Annotated in this window: 10 protein-coding genes; 5 read left to right on the plus strand and 5 right to left on the minus strand. The window is 56.7% G+C overall.

The features are described from left to right. Positions 1–1,294: 1,294 nt before the first annotated feature. Complete coding sequence (gene erm / locus ACFO3S_RS26045; RefSeq protein ID WP_378102178.1) at positions 1,295–2,131, plus strand: 23S ribosomal RNA methyltransferase Erm; 837 nt, start codon at positions 1,295–1,297, stop codon at positions 2,129–2,131. A 259-nt stretch (positions 2,132–2,390) separates the two neighbouring features. On the opposite strand, the gene ACFO3S_RS26050 is transcribed toward erm, so the two are convergent. Beyond that, positions 2,391–3,644 (minus strand): molybdopterin-dependent oxidoreductase, encoded by a 1,254-nt coding sequence (locus tag ACFO3S_RS26050; RefSeq protein ID WP_378102181.1) that lies wholly within the window; start codon positions 3,642–3,644, stop codon positions 2,391–2,393. A 939-nt stretch (positions 3,645–4,583) separates the two neighbouring features. On the opposite strand from ACFO3S_RS26050, the gene ACFO3S_RS26055 reads away from it, so the two are divergent. From ACFO3S_RS26055 to ACFO3S_RS26070, 4 genes are all read left to right on the plus strand, one after another. After that, a complete protein-coding gene (locus ACFO3S_RS26055; RefSeq protein WP_378102184.1) occupies positions 4,584–5,066 on the plus strand; it encodes a DUF2975 domain-containing protein in 483 nt (160 codons plus the stop codon). Positions 5,067–5,076: 10 nt separating this feature from the next. Continuing rightward, positions 5,077–5,298, plus strand: coding sequence for a helix-turn-helix domain-containing protein (locus tag ACFO3S_RS26060; protein WP_378102187.1), 222 nt, complete (start codon positions 5,077–5,079; stop codon positions 5,296–5,298). A 48-nt stretch (positions 5,299–5,346) separates the two neighbouring features. Next, entirely contained in the window at positions 5,347–5,868 is a 522-nt protein-coding gene (locus ACFO3S_RS26065; RefSeq protein ID WP_378102190.1) for an RDD family protein, read from the plus strand. An 88-nt stretch (positions 5,869–5,956) separates the two neighbouring features. After that, positions 5,957–8,032: a serine hydrolase domain-containing protein gene (locus ACFO3S_RS26070; protein ID WP_378102191.1), complete on the plus strand. Its 2,076-nt coding sequence runs from the start codon at positions 5,957–5,959 to the stop codon at positions 8,030–8,032. A gap of 733 nt (positions 8,033–8,765) precedes the next feature. On the opposite strand, the gene ACFO3S_RS26075 is transcribed toward ACFO3S_RS26070, so the two are convergent. The 4 genes from ACFO3S_RS26075 to ACFO3S_RS26090 form a co-directional block, all read right to left on the minus strand. Further along, positions 8,766–9,248, minus strand: a complete 483-nt coding sequence (locus ACFO3S_RS26075) for an AfsR/SARP family transcriptional regulator (RefSeq protein WP_378102194.1) — start codon at positions 9,246–9,248, stop codon at positions 8,766–8,768. Positions 9,249–9,258: 10 nt separating this feature from the next. Further along, positions 9,259–9,885 carry a response regulator gene (locus ACFO3S_RS26080; RefSeq protein ID WP_378102196.1) on the minus strand — a complete coding sequence of 209 codons (627 nt, stop codon included), beginning with the start codon at positions 9,883–9,885 and terminating at the stop codon, positions 9,259–9,261. After that, complete coding sequence (locus ACFO3S_RS26085) at positions 9,882–11,609, minus strand: sensor histidine kinase (protein ID WP_378102198.1); 1,728 nt, start codon at positions 11,607–11,609, stop codon at positions 9,882–9,884. Before ACFO3S_RS26085 ends, ACFO3S_RS26080 begins: the two co-directional genes overlap by 4 nt. A 97-nt stretch (positions 11,610–11,706) precedes the next feature. Continuing rightward, entirely contained in the window at positions 11,707–14,505 is a 2,799-nt protein-coding gene (locus ACFO3S_RS26090; protein ID WP_378102200.1) for an immunoglobulin-like domain-containing protein, read from the minus strand. Positions 14,506–14,531: the final 26 nt, after the last annotated feature.

Here is a 14,531-nt window from a genome sequence, read left to right on the forward strand (position 1 = left end):
TCTACACCACGAATCCAGGGGGCTGGCCCCCATCGATTTATCGTGAAAGAATGCTGTCACAAGCAGCCTAGCAACAGGATTTCTTCATGAGTGTGTTTTCAAACTGCACTTTTCTTGACAACTCCAAGCCATCCGACGGCGAAATGCCCCTACTGCGACCGCAATCGCCACCAAACCAAGTGATGAAATCCTGCGAATGAGTGAGCATTCGTGAGAAAAACCCTTAAATACGAGGGACGGTTGCCACCGCGCTTATTATTGGGTTTTCGAGCGTAACGGCGCGTTTTAAGATGAAATAGCGGCTGCTGCAACCGTTACAATCCCCACATTGCGAAAACAGCACGATTAGCGGCGCTGGCAACCGTTACGTTAGCGGGTTGGCGGGCCGGCGTGCGTTGGCGGGCTAACGTGAGTTGGCGAGCTGGCTTAGGTTGGTGGGCTAACGTGGGTTGGCGAGCTGGCGTAGGTTGGTGGGCTAACGTGAGTTGGCGAGCTGGCGTAGGTTGGTGGGCTAACGTGGGTTGGCGGGCTGGCTTAGGTTGGTGGGCCGTAGGTTGGTGGGCTAACGTGGGTTGGCGGGCCGGCGTGCGTTGGCGGGCTAACGTGAGTTGGCGAGCTGGCGTAGGTTGGTGGGCTAACGTGGGTTGGCGAGCTGGCTTAGGTTGGTGGGCTAACGTGGGTTGGCGGGCTGGCGTTTGGTGGTGAAGTGCTGGTAGGTGGTGTGCTGGTGAGTAGAGTGCTGGTGGGTTGGCGCAAGTTGGCGCGAGTTGTGGTGTGCTGGTGGGTGGTGGGCTGTATGTTGCTTATGAGCGCCAATTTGTTAGGACCGGCGGAAGTGTGCTATACTGGGCTTAATTCTAGGAACGGAGGGTTGTCCTAAATATGTGTGCAGTTAATTATGGAAGATTGCGTTTTGTCACTTTGGCCCGCTAATTGCATAGTGAGCAAAGTCTCTGCCTGCGTGCGGAGCAAAACGGAATCGGACTGCCCATTTTAGGATATCCTGCTGCATAGGTGAGGGTACGGGGACAGCTCGTCTGTCTCTTTTTGGCGTACCCGGAAGTACTTGGCGCTCTCCCAGTAGTAGGAGAGTTTTGACGTCAGAGGGAGAGCCTTGACGTCCCGCCTCCTTGCAACCGAATCTCCTGCCTACTGTTGTCCTTGCGAATACAAGGTCGACCGTTTGTTTGAATGCGCATCATAAATCCTTTCCATTCCCGTTGTTCCGCCGCAGGCACTCGCCTGCGTTTTTTTGTGTGCCGCGGAAATCGACGAGAACGGGAGGAACAATTTTATGCGCAAACAGAACAAGAAGCATAGAACGATAAGAAAGCATAAAGCGGGGCCGAACTTCACGGGCCAGCATCTGCTGCACCATCCGCGAACGATCAAGCAGCTGGTGGATACGATCGGACTCCGTCGGACCGACACCGTGCTGGAGATCGGCGCGGGTACAGGGAGCCTTACGTTCCCGGCGGCCGAACAAGCCGGTAAAGTCATTGCTGTAGAGATCGATTCGGATTTCGTCGCCGCTCTCCGCGCCAAAGCGGAAGCCCATCCCCGCATTCATATTCTCCACTGCGATGTTAGGCGAATGCGACTGCCTGCAGAACCTTTCTGCGTCCTTTCGAATCTTCCGTTTTCCATCACGACCCCTATTCTTGAGAAGCTGCTCGGGGCCGAGGGCAAGGCTTTCCAGAGAGGAGCGTTAATCCTCGAAAAAGGGGCGGCTCGAAGATTTACCCAGAGCGTTACTCTGGAGCCTCGGGTGTTGATGTGGAGGATGCATTTTCTGATCGAGATGAGGACGGTCGTCCCCCGCACTCATTTTGCTCCGCCGCCCCGGGTCGACGCCGCCATTGTGCGGATTGTCCGCAGAGACTGCCCGCTGATCCCTGTCCAGGAAGGCAGGCGCTTCGCCGCCTTTGCGGCTTATGCGCTGCGCGAACCGAGGCTAATGGCGGCTCATGCGTTCGGTAATGTGTTTACGCCGCCTCAGATGAAAACCGCATTCAGGCAGGCCGGAGTAGCCCACGAGCAGGCGGTCGCCTCCCTGTCGCAGGAGCAGTGGGCGACGCTCTTCCTTGCCATGCTGCAGCATGTCGCCCCGTATCGTTGGCCGAGAGGATGAGGAGCCCTGCGGGCTTCAATCCTCCCTTTAACTTGACGACCGCCGCGCCGACTGGCGGACGGTCGTCTTCGTGCCGGGCAGTGGCTGTCGCGTTGCTCCCGGACGGATTTCCCGAGGCGTTCACCTCGAGAACGAAGGACGACGCCCTAGTAGCTTGCACGGCGCTGCCTAGCCGCCCGCGCCGGACGACGGTGCGTCACCACATGCCGCCGCCTCTCGCAGCCATGCACGGTGAGCGCGTCTGTCCGCCCGAACCGCCTTACACCCACGCATCGTTCGCGTATCCGCGCGCTTCCCAGTAGCCGACGTGTTCCCCCTCGATAAGCTCGATCCGATTCAGCCATTTGACCGACTTGTAAGCATACATTTTCGGAACGACCAATCGTACAGGGCCGCCCAGCTCGCTTGGAATCGGTCTGCCGTCGTGCAGCACCGCGAGCATAACATCGTCCATGTCCGCTTGCTCGAGCGACAGCGTATCCGTATAAACGCCGTCCCCGGAATAAAACTTTACCGTCGTTGCACTCGCCTTCACGCCCGCTTCCTGCAGCATTCGCTTCAGCGGGATGCCTTCCCATGTATTGTTGTACACCGACCACCCCGTCACGCAGTGAAAGTCGCTCACTTGAACCGTTCTCTTGAACGTCACGAACGTATCCCAGTTCCAGGTCATCGGCTTGTCGACCAGCCCGTCGATCGTGAACGACCAGTTGGCATTGTCGAACTCCGGAATCGGCGTTACCGTGTATATCCGAAAATTCCCCTTCGCTCCCCCGCCGACGGGCGGCAGCGAGGCGGGCATCGGCTCCGGCGCGGGCACGAGCCGGTTGCGGTCTCTGCTTACGATCTCGTCCAGGCTGCCGCCTCCGAGACTGGAGCCCAGAGCGCCGCCCAGCCACTGCAGGAAAGAAGGTCCTACCAGCACGGCGAGACCCGCCCCGATCGACCACTTGATGAAGGAGCGCCGGCTGTACACCGCCTGTGGTTCGGCAGCGGGAGGAGCCCCGGCCTCTTCCCTGTCGGTCGCCTTACGCTCGGCCCGAACCGTTCGCCGCTCCGGCTCCTTCAGCCATTTCGCCCGGGTGATCGAATGATAAATGATGTAAGGCAGACCTATCCAGGTGAGCAGATCGTGTGCGGTTAACGCCGCATTCGACCAAGCCGGACCGACCGCCCGGAACTGCCAGAGCAGCACGCCGGACACGAACCAGCCAAGCAGCAGCGCCAACACGACGAGAACGTTGAGACGCTGCCTCGGCTTCTTGCGCAGCTGCTTCCAATGCTTGCCTGCCAGCAATAAATAGTAGATCACCGGCAAGATCGACACGAGGCCGACAACGATGTGCAGCTCTTTCAGCCATACGCGCCCTTCCCCTAACACCCCGCGCCAGAAGCCTCCCAGAAGCACCAGACCGGATACGGCCAAAATGGCGACGATCCATCCGTTCCAGGCGTGAAGCGAGACCAGCTTTTTCCCGTACCCTTTTTGTAGCCGACTCAGCCATCGTCCCATCCCTTCGCACCCTCCCGCTTAGAATGCCGGATTCCAAAGCCAAGATCTCTCGCCCAAGCATAAACGGCTTACGCCGTCCTTGGGACCGGCGGGAGAACGTTTATGTCGGAGGTGATTCAGATAAGGATAACGAATTTTATACTTTCTGAAGCACCAAGCAAAAACGCCTTCGGCTTCCTCCAGACGCGGAAACGCGTTTTTGTCGGAGGGGATGCAGATAAGGATAGCGAATTTTATCCCTTCTGAATCACCAAGCCTAACCGGCTTACGCCATCCTAGGTTCGGCGGGACAACGTTTATGTCGGAGGCAATTCAGATCAGATAGCGATTTTTGTCCTTTCTGAATCACTAAACAAAAACCCGCCTCACGGTTGACCGCCTAAGGTGGGTTAGCTGACTCTTCGCGAGCTGAAGGGACATCCCATCCCATCCAAGCCGATTGTATGCAACCGGGCGTTCCCGCTCCGGTCTGTTCCTGACCTCATCTTAGCATAAGCCCCATCGAGCGAACAAGAAGCAACCGGGGCGGCCGTTTCCAGGTCGAAGCCGCGCCGGGCGGCACAGAGGCGATCGGAGGGAGGGGTGTACCGTTTATGCGTTCATAAGCGTCATCGTTATCGCCACCGAACTCGCCATCGCGTCGTGATCCATTGCCGAACAACTTGTCCACCGTCTCCGCCCTGAACGGTTATCCGGGTTCCCTCTGCGGCTACCCGGCTTGGCGCTCATTCAGTGTAGTCCTGGCGCGCGGGACAGCTCTCTACCCGAGCGCCGTTCTCTTGAGAGCGTCATGACGACACCCGTCCGGCTGAAGGACCATCGCCATCCATCGAACGTTTAACAATAATTATGTATCATTTAGAGCTAAATATTTATTGTAATTCGATAAATATCGTGTTACACTACTCTCAAATCTAAGGATAAGCGAGGGGCTTAAGTATGGAACGAGGAACGACACTCTTTTTGAAGGCGGCCGTCATTGTGATAGGGATCCCGATACTTGCCATCTTTATTTTCGGGGTGCCGGAGATCGCCGATTTCGCAGCAGATCTGTATCCGGAGCAGGCTTATTTGAGGTATCTGGTTTTCGTCGATCTGTATGCCACGGCGTTCCCTTTTTATTTTGCTCTGTACCAGGCTTATAAATTGTTGACCTACATCGACAAGAACCAAGCGTTCTCCGACCTGTCCGTACAGGTGCTGAGGAAGATCAAAGCCTGCGCGTTCGTCATCAGCGGCTTGTTCGCGTTGGGCATGCCGCTCTTCTATCTTCTGGCGGAGAGAGACGATGCACCGGGGATCATTCTCATCGGAATGGTTTTGATTTTCGCCTCTATGGTGATTGCCGTTTTTGCCGCGGTTCTTCAGAAGCTGTTAAAAGAAGCTATCGATATCAAATCCGAGAACGATCTGACGGTCTGAGGTGAAGAGCATGGCGATGATCATTCATATTGACGTAATGCTGGCGAAAAGAAAGATGAGCGTAACCGAGCTCTCGGAGAGAGTCGGGATTACGATGGCTAACCTTTCCATATTAAAAAACGGCAAGGCAAAAGCGATCCGAATCTCCACGCTGGAAGCGATCTGCAAGGCGCTGGAGTGCCAGCCCGGAGATCTTCTGGAGTACAAAGCGGACGAAGATTCTGAGACGTAACGAAAAAACCGCTGGCGCCGGAATCGACATTCGAAGGAGGAACCGACGATGAACGCCTCTGTTCCGCTCCGCCTTAAAGCATTCGCGATAGATTACATCTTTATCTGCGCGTATCTGGCCTTGCTGTTCGTATTTAGCGTTTTTGTGTTTCCCTCCGTGCAGCAGTGGTTCGTCGGATCGCCCGCGATCGCTCAATTATCGGGGTTCGCGCTCGTGACGATGCCGGTCTCTCTCTACTTTATCGTATGCGAATCGAGGAGGGACGGGCAGACGCCGGGCAAAAAAATAGCGGGAATCCGGGTGGTCGACCTCAATGCCGGGCGATTATCGGTACCGCGCGCAGCCGTGCGAACGCTCTTGAAGTTCATCCCTTGGGAGCTGTCGCATTTTATGGTTTACCGCTTCGTGCATGCGGGCGACGGAGAGCCGCCGCTCGTGGCGTATATCGCCGGCGGGGTCGTCTACGCGCTGATGATCGCGTATACGGCGACCGCGATCTTTTCTAGAAGGAAACAGGCTCTGTACGACGTCATCGCCCGCACGCAAGCTGTGGACACACGGTCTCTATAACGGCCTGCCCGGTCGCGCATCGTCGAAAAGCCGAAACGGTCGGAACGTTTGCCCGTAGTACATTAGACTACGTCTTTAGGAGGTATTCATGAAAAGCAGGAAATCATTCAGGTTGTTGTCCGTGACGCTGGCGTTGTCGCTGCTCGTGCCGACAGGCGCGATGGCAGCAGCGGCTCCGAGCGAGGAAACCCCCGCCTTCGAGAATACGCTTCGGGCCGCAGCGGAGAAAGCCGCGCTCCTGACCGGGCAATACGGTACGACAAGCGTGCAGTACGCGCTGATCGATCAGGGCGAGATCGTCGTCTCCGGCCAGTCCGGCGTCAACGACCAGGCCGGGCAGCGCCCTCTGACCGAGAACACGATGTACGGCATCGGCTCCACGAGCAAGATGTTCGTCACGGCGGCCGTGATGAAGCTGGCGGAGGAGGGTAAAGTCGAGCTCGATGCGCCTATAGTGCAGTACATTCCGGATTTTAAGATGAAGGACGAACGCTACAAGCAGATTACGCCTCGCATGCTGCTGAACCACTCCGCCGGCTTGGCCGGGTCGTCGCTTGCAAACGCCTTTTTGTTGGAGGATGACGATACTTACGCGCACGACACGCTGCTGGAGCAGTTGGCCGAGCAGTCGTTGAAGGCCGACCCGGGAGCTTATTCGGTCTACTGCAACGATTGCTTTACTCTAGCGGAAATTTTGGTAGAGACCGTCAGCGGCATCGATTTTACGTCCTATATTCATCGCTATTTTACTGAACCGCTGGGCATGTCGAACACGAAGACGCCTCTGGATCGTCCGAGCTTCTCGGCGATGGCGGGAATCTACCTCCCGGGCGTCCCGAACCAACTGCCGACCGAAACGGTCAATGTGATCGGGACGGGAGGCATCTATTCCACGGCGGAGGATCTGGTTCGATTTTCGCAACTATTCACGGGGCAGGCCGGAAGCATTCTGTCGGCCGAATCGGCGAAGACAACGGCGCAACCGGAGTATAGCAAAGGACTGTGGCCCGAGGATGCCGACAACTCGATAAACTTCGGACTCGGTTGGGACAGCGTGGACCTGTTCCCGTTCGGAGAATACGGCATTCAGGCGCTGGCCAAAGGCGGGGACACGATCCTGTATCACTCGTCGCTGGTCGTGCTTCCCGATCAAAATCTGGCGGCGGCGGTGCTCTCCTCGGGAGGCTCGAGCACGATCAATCAACTGCTGGCGAACGAGATTCTGCTTCATGCGTTGAAGGAAAAAGGCGAGATCGACGAGATCAAAGCCGAGAAATCGTACGGAGAACCCGTTGAAGCCGACATGCCGAAGGATTTGCTGAACTATGCGGGAGTATACGGCGCAACGAATCAATTGCTTAAGGCAGACATCTCCGAGAACGGAGAACTGTCGATCACCATGCCTCTAGTGCCGGGGTACCCGGCCGAGGTGTATACGTATTCGGCGGACGGGTCGTTCAAGAGCGCGGACGGAAGCGTGAAGATTAATCTGGTGGAAAAGAACGGACGCACCTACATTTGGACGCGGCAATACGTTTCGCTGCCGGGACTCGGCCAAACGGCCGTGTCTCAGTATTCCGCCGAGAAGCTCGAGCCCCATACCGTCTCCGACGAAGTGTTGGCGGCTTGGCAAGAGCGCGAAGGCAAACGTTATTATCCGATCAACGAGAAGTATTCGTCCATCTCCTATTTGCTGGCTTCCTACTTGAAGGTTCAATTGCTCGACGAGACGCCCGGTTACGTATTGGACAAAAAAATCACGGGCCCGAATACAGCGTCCGGCGACCTGCAAGTCCCGGGAACCGGCAGCAGAGATGCGATGGAGTTCCATTTCTACCAGGAAGACGGCGTCGAGCACCTGCTGCTCGGGGGCAGCCTGTTCGTGCGGGAAGAGGCTTTGAAGCCGATCTATTCCGGCAAGAGCTCCTCGGCGACGATCCCGGCCAGCGGTTATGCGAAATGGTACTTGATTCCCGATCAAGCCGCCGGCAAATCCATGAAGGTGAACCCGCTTGCCGAAGGTTCTTATGCCGTGTACGACGAGAACGGCGCGTTCGTCGACTTCGGCGTTGTCAGTCCGGACCATACGACCGTGCTGCCCAAGAACGGTTCGATCGTGTTCGCGGGCGAAGCCGGGGCGAGGTTCGAGATTACTTTGAAATAATCAAGCAACAACGCTTCGGCGTTCTTGGACGCCGGAGAAGCTTGGCGTAGACGATGCAGGTAATGATAAGGTGAAACTTATTAGTCCTGCATCGCCAATCATATGGCCCTATACGGGAAAGCCGTGGACCATCGACGACTTGCAGGACGTTCCCGCCTCCCATGCCCGTTCCATCGACAAGAGCGAATCGATCCTCTCGATCGCGATCAGCGCCTTCTTCAGCATTGCGCTATACTTCTATCCGGAATTGCTCGGTTGGTATTCGAAAAACAACGGCGAGTGGAGCTTTGTCCCGATGTTTAACGAATCGGCGCTTCGCCATATATCCCGTTCTTGCTGGTCTTGATGGCGTTCTCCGTCGTCCTCGCGGCTCTCTCCGACGCTTTCGTGGCGACATTCGCGACGAGTGTAGATGCAGACCTCGCCTCTTTCGAGAAAACATGGGAGATGAGCAAATACGGCCTGGTGGCTATAATTGTACTCTCTATGGCTTGGGATGGCCTTGCCGGTCTGAGAAGGGCCCGAAAATGACCGTCTGCGCCTTGAGCCGTTCAGCCACCCCCCGGACGTTCGCTTCGCAACGATGCGCCGCAAAGCACGAAGAGGGCTGTGACAGGTGTCGCCTCGCGACAATCTGCCACAGCCCTCTTCTCTGCCGACCTCTTCGCGCCCGAACGGCAGAATATAGTATTCTCCTATTCCTTGCTGTCTATATACGGATAGCGCTTCTGAATCATTCCTGCGTTACGCCAGTCGCACGATATTGCTCATAGATTCGGCACAGCTCCTCCGAAGGCCGTAGACCCAGCTCCCGGAGCAGCAATTGAGAATAACGCTCATAGGAGCTATGAAGAGATTGTCGATCCCCCATGGCCCCGAGAACCCTCAGCAGCAGAAGATTGGACTCTTCGTCAAATTCGTTGCGGGCTACCAATCTTCTCGCGGTATGGGCCGCTTCCCGATACTGCTTCCGGGCGATCAGCCGATGGACGAGAGATTTGGCGAAGGATACGTAGACGATCCCTAACCGTTCGCGTTCATCGATCGCCCAGATATAGGCTTTGTCCTCGAACAGCTCGCCTGCATACCGCTTCTCCAGCTCCGGGCCTGCCGCATCGTACTCCGTCTCGGATAACTCCTCTATGCTCTGCTCGAATTGAATAAAGTCGACGTCCATGCGACGGACGTCTACGCGATACTGCTCTTGCGTGGACACGATCGCCTCCTTAAACCCGTGCTTTTCTAAGCTGATAAACCGCTGTATTCAGATAGATCTCCGCGTTCTTAAGCGGCATGTCCGGGAAGATGTCCTCCAGAAGGCGGGCTCTGGCTACGCTTCGCCCCCGATGAACGAGCAAATAGGCGAAGAGCTCCGCGCTTTTCTTGGATATCCACTTTACCGCTCCCGCATGCCGGCTGACCGCCTCGAAGCAGCCCAGTCCGCGAACCGTCAGGCGTTCCGGGACTTGTCCCCCCGCCCCTTCGCTGGGAGCGCCTCTTCTGCCGGCCGCTCTGGCGATCGTCTGCTCCAGGCGTTTGCCGGAAATGGGCTTAACCATATAGTCCAGCGGATACACATCGTAGGCCGGCATCGCGTATTCCGCATGAGATGTCGTAAACACGATGTCCAAGTCGGCGCATAGCGAACGCAAGCTCCGGGCCAGCTCTAACCCGTTGTCCCCGCCGATCTGGATGTCCAGGAAGGCGAGATCCACTTGGTGGTCCCGAACAAAGTCGAGAGCATCCGCCGCATTCCGGAAGCTTCCGGCCAACTCTACGCCTTCTGCCTTCGCTAGCAGCCGTTTCATGGCGAGCAGCATGGCAGGCTCGTCGTCGACAACGAGGACTCTCATCCCTCCTTCCCGCCCCTCATCGTAAAGTGAAATACGCTTCCTTGCCCGGCTCGGCTTTCCGCCCACAGCTTCCCGCCGCTTCGCTCCACGAACTGTCGGCTGACGATCAAGCCAAGTCCCGAACCCTTTTCCCCCAATGTACCCGGAGACGAGGTTAGCGGCTTCTCCTCGAATAATCGAAGGAGTTGCTCCTCATCCACCCCCACCCCGTCGTCGCGGACGGAGATCGTTGCCGTTTCGCCGGATACCCGGGCTTCCACGCGAACGGTTCCTCCCGCCCCCGTAAATTTGATGGCGTTGGATAACAAGTTGCGCAGAATCAAGCCCAGAGCTTCCCGATCGGCGTACACGAGAGTGCCTGCCGGAGTCTCGTTCTTGACGCCGATCCGTTTGGCCTCGCTTTGAACTTGAAGCACATGGCAGCAATCCTCCACGACCCCGGACAACTCCAGCCATTGCGGACGCAGCGCCATATCCTCCCGCTGACTGCGGAACCACTCGAGCAGATTGTTCGTCATTCCCAGCGTTTGGCGGATCTGATCCCCCAGCATCCCGACGATTTCCCGATGCTCCTCGTCAAGCCGGGCTCTATCCTCTTCCAGCATCGCAATCAGCTGGTACTGCGAAGCCAGCGGACTGCGAATATCGTGCGACACGATCGTGAACAGCTGATCCTTCATCTGATTCAACTGGGCAATCTCCTCGAGATGCTTCTCCCTCTCCGTCACGTCCACGATCAGCGAAACGCTGCCCTGTTTTCGCAAATGATGAACGGGATATACGTTAACGTTGTAGATTTTCCTTTCGCTGTCCAGCCAAGCCTCGATTACGGCTCGCCCCTCCTGCATGGATTCGCACAATCGGCGCCATTCCGGCCAAGGCCTCAGCAGCTCCTTCACGTCCCGTCCGGAAACCGTCGTATGCCCCATTTTTGCGAACCACCGGGCAGCCTGGTTGTTGCTGTCGATGACCTTGCCCGAAGCATTGGCGATAACTATACTTTCCTGAAGAGTATCGAGAACGAGCGTTCTGGCAAAAGGAAGGATCGCGAAGAACTTTATCCTGAGAGTAATGACCAACATCAGCGTTCCTGTAAATCCGCAGTAAACCGACAACGGAAGCAGCCAAGACGATCCGCCGGGGTTCAGGAGCTTGGCGATCTCGAGAATAAACGGAAACGTGCTTAGAAACAGCACCCACATCCCGGGCTTGCGAAAATCGCTGCGGATATTCCGTATATATTGAAACAGAAAATACAGGCACGCCGCGACGATGCTGTAGCACACGAGGCCGAACGTGATGGAATACACGGTTCTCGCCGTGACCAAGTGGCCGTTAACGAGCTCGGCGGAACGATAGATCGCATGCAGCTCGGAATCGAACCAAGACAGCAGGGACCAGAGCGCGAATATCGAGAACAGCACAATTTTCCAGCCTAGCTTGACCGGCTTCTCTCGACCGACCAACTGATAGACGAAAAGCAGAAAGAAAGGCACGATTAAGTTCAGCGCCGTACTTTGAATATGTCGAAAAAACAGCTTGTCCGCTAATAAATAGCTGCTCTTCTCCAGAATAATCGTGCTGGAGTAAATCATTCGGCAGGCGATTACGCCGATGAGATAGCTAACCCCGCGTTCTTTCCTATACCCGTACACGAAAAATAAAATGATGCCCGACAGGACCACCGAAGCGGCCATAAGGACAAGCTCTACCGTGGAGTTCATGATTCAAGTATAGCACTTCGCCAATCGACAAAAAAAGACGGGCCCGCAGCGTCAATGGAGATGACGCCGGGCCAGTCTGAATCAATGCGTGATCGAGTTAATAGAGAACCTTCCACAGCCTCAAGAGAACGACGGCGGCTTCGGACCTCGTAGTCAGCCCGTAGGGCACGAACCGATTGCCGTCTCGCCCCGTCAGAACGCCGCGCTCGCGGGCTGCTTCGACATAATCTTCAGCCCAAGCCGGAATGCTTGTCTCATCGGAGAACCGAACATCGCCTTTATTTCCGGCCTTCCACTTCACCGCTTTGACGACCATGGCAGCCATTTCGGACCGGTTAACCGTCTGCAGGGGTCTAAGAGTACCGTCCGGATATCCCTCCAGAATCCCCTTGGCCACCGCTGTCCGGATCGCTTGATCCGCCCACCTCGGAATGCGGTCCCGATCGTTGAAGGGCACGGCGCCCGCTTCTTCGTCGGTCTCGATTCGGAGCGCCCGAAGCAGCATGACGGCGAATTCCGTTCGCGTCACATCGGCATTCGGCTTGAAGACGTACGCATTCACTCCCTCCACGATTCCCAGCTCTGCTGCTTCGCAAATATCCGATTTTGCCCAGTGCTTCTCCAGATCGGTGAACGGACAGCCCGGTACGGGCGGAATCGGATTCCCGGCACCGTCCTCCCCCGCCGGCTCCTCGTTTGGATCGCCGCCGGATGGGCCTCCGCCACTCGGGCCTCCGCCACTCGGGCCTCCGCCAGTCGGGTCTCCGCCGGATGAAGATGAGGCCCGGACGACATTCACCGTCCGCACGGCGTCCGTGGCCGCATTGCCCGAGCTATCCTGTACCCGATACGTCAGCATGTACGTGCCGACTTGATTCGCGTACACCGAGCCGCTGACCGTAATGTCGGCCGTCAAGTCTCCGTCTCCCACATCGTAGGCAGTCGCTCCAGGGTCCGTAAATGTGCTGCCGACCTGGATCCGCATCGGGTTGGCTCCCAGCAGCGTAAGGACCGGAGGCGCGGTATCTACGACCTCTACGATGCGAGACGTCGATATCCGATACCCGAGTGAATTCGTGACGCGATATTCGATGGAATAGCTGCCTACCCGCCCGGTGTCAACGGATCCGATTATCTCGATCTGCCCCGTGATGTCGTCGTCCCGCTCGTCGCTCGCCGAAGCTCCCGGATCGGTAAACGCGCCGCCGACCTCCACCTGCATCGTGTGTAAGCCGTTTAACAGCAGCTGAGGGAAAAAGCTATTGTACACGATAACGGTTCGAGTCGCCGTTGCCGTGTTGCCCACGGCATCCGTCACCTGATAGGCAAGCGTATAGGTTCCTGGTTGGGTGGTATCGACTGTTCCGCTTGAGACGATAGCCCCGGTCACATCGCCGTCCAGATTATCGCTGGCGGTCGCCCCCGGATCCGTGAACGCGTCGCCGCGCTGCAGTTCCATCAGATCGGAGCCGGTCAACGAAATCACCGGCGCCGTAGAATCCACCTCGAACGTGAAGATTTGCTCTTGTCCGTTCGCCGCGACGGTATCTTCACCGATCACCGTGATCGTATAAGTTCCCTCCGGGTAGTCGTCCTCGTTCAGCGTCGCCGAGAAATGAAAAGTCTGATCCTCTCCTGTGGCGACGGTGGCGTACACCGCCGATGTTACCGTCGCATTCACAGCATTCCGGATGACGTAACCGACTGCCAAGGGCTCGCCGATACTGCCGTCCCGGATCGAACCGGAGATCTTCAGCGCATTAAATCCCGAATTCGTCGAGTACGCCGCCAACAGCGGAGCTACTTGCACCACGGGAGAAAAAGCTTTTAAGTACGGGTAGCTTATCCCTTGCCGGATTCCCCAGTAGGCCGTCTCCCATCCCGCGTAATTGACTAAATTCTTCAGCTCGTCCTCGCTGATCGCCTCGGCGCTCCCCGGTTCCCCGCCTATAGTCGTTAGACCGGGATTCGAATCCGAATTCCAATAGGAGCTTTCGATAGGAACCGAGAACAACGGACTCATAGTATTTTCTCCAACCAACCCGCCGGCCGAACCGCTTGCGGAGCTGATGCTTCCTGATGCATAGCTGTTTGTAATATCCCCATAGTACCACTCTCCAACCAACCCGCCCGATGCGGCAGTGCCGGTCGCCGTAACATTTCCGCTTGCGTAACTTTCGACAATCCGATCACCATGCAGGTAACCTGCCAGTCCGCCTCCATACCCGGACCCGCTAACGAAAACATCGCCGGTCGCATAGCTTTGTTCGATGCTTGCACCGCTGGTTAAAGAGCCAGCCAACCCTCCTACCCAGCCGCTATTAAAGGTTAAACGAACACTCGAACTGCTTTTTTCAATTGTCGCGAACGTGCTTAGTTGTCCGACTAATCCGCCGGCACTGGAAGCTTGGCCTTTTATTTCGCCCGTCACCGAATTATTGGTTATCCTACCGCGGGTGGCCACTCCGACAAGCCCTCCGACTTGAACCGTCGTGCTTTGCGATGTAATATTCACATCCACCAATCGTACGTTTTGAATCGTCACCGAATCTCCCGCGGTTTGACCGAACAGACCGATATAATCGTCGTCCGAATCGATCGTCATTCCGCTAATCGTATAGTTGGCCCCATCGAAAGTCCCTCTAAAAGGACTCACGGAATTTCCAATCGGCTCCCAATTACTGTAGGCAGATAAATCAATGTCCGCCGCCAGCCGATAACTTGCGTTCAGATCCTCACGGACACGATACAGATCCTCATCCGTTCGAACCAGGTAAGGCTTCTCCGGAGACCCGTCCTCCTCGACCTCCCCCGCCCGAGCCTTTTCCAGCCCTGCTCCCATTAAAGGCAGTCCCACAAGCAACGCTACCAACGCCATAATCAAGCTTTTTCTCATCCCGCTACCCCATTTCATTCCTATTC

The sequence above is a fragment of the Cohnella hongkongensis genome, assembly GCF_042654645.1.
Classification (GTDB): Bacteria; Bacillota; Bacilli; order Paenibacillales; family Paenibacillaceae; genus Cohnella; species Cohnella hongkongensis.

Bases quoted from the DNA above. Each gene is read 5' to 3' on its own strand.
- erm (WP_378102178.1), top strand. From the start codon at position 1,295: ATGCGCAAACAGAACAAGAAGCATAGAACGATAAGAAAGCATAAAGCG.
- ACFO3S_RS26050 (WP_378102181.1), bottom strand. From the start codon at position 3,644: ATGGGACGATGGCTGAGTCGGCTACAAAAAGGGTACGGGAAAAAGCTG.
- ACFO3S_RS26055 (WP_378102184.1), top strand. From the start codon at position 4,584: ATGGAACGAGGAACGACACTCTTTTTGAAGGCGGCCGTCATTGTGATA.
- ACFO3S_RS26060 (WP_378102187.1), top strand. From the start codon at position 5,077: ATGGCGATGATCATTCATATTGACGTAATGCTGGCGAAAAGAAAGATG.
- ACFO3S_RS26065 (WP_378102190.1), top strand. From the start codon at position 5,347: ATGAACGCCTCTGTTCCGCTCCGCCTTAAAGCATTCGCGATAGATTAC.
- ACFO3S_RS26070 (WP_378102191.1), top strand. From the start codon at position 5,957: ATGAAAAGCAGGAAATCATTCAGGTTGTTGTCCGTGACGCTGGCGTTG.
- ACFO3S_RS26080 (WP_378102196.1), bottom strand. From the start codon at position 9,885: ATGAGAGTCCTCGTTGTCGACGACGAGCCTGCCATGCTGCTCGCCATG.
- ACFO3S_RS26085 (WP_378102198.1), bottom strand. From the start codon at position 11,609: ATGAACTCCACGGTAGAGCTTGTCCTTATGGCCGCTTCGGTGGTCCTG.
- ACFO3S_RS26090 (WP_378102200.1), bottom strand. From the start codon at position 14,505: ATGAGAAAAAGCTTGATTATGGCGTTGGTAGCGTTGCTTGTGGGACTG.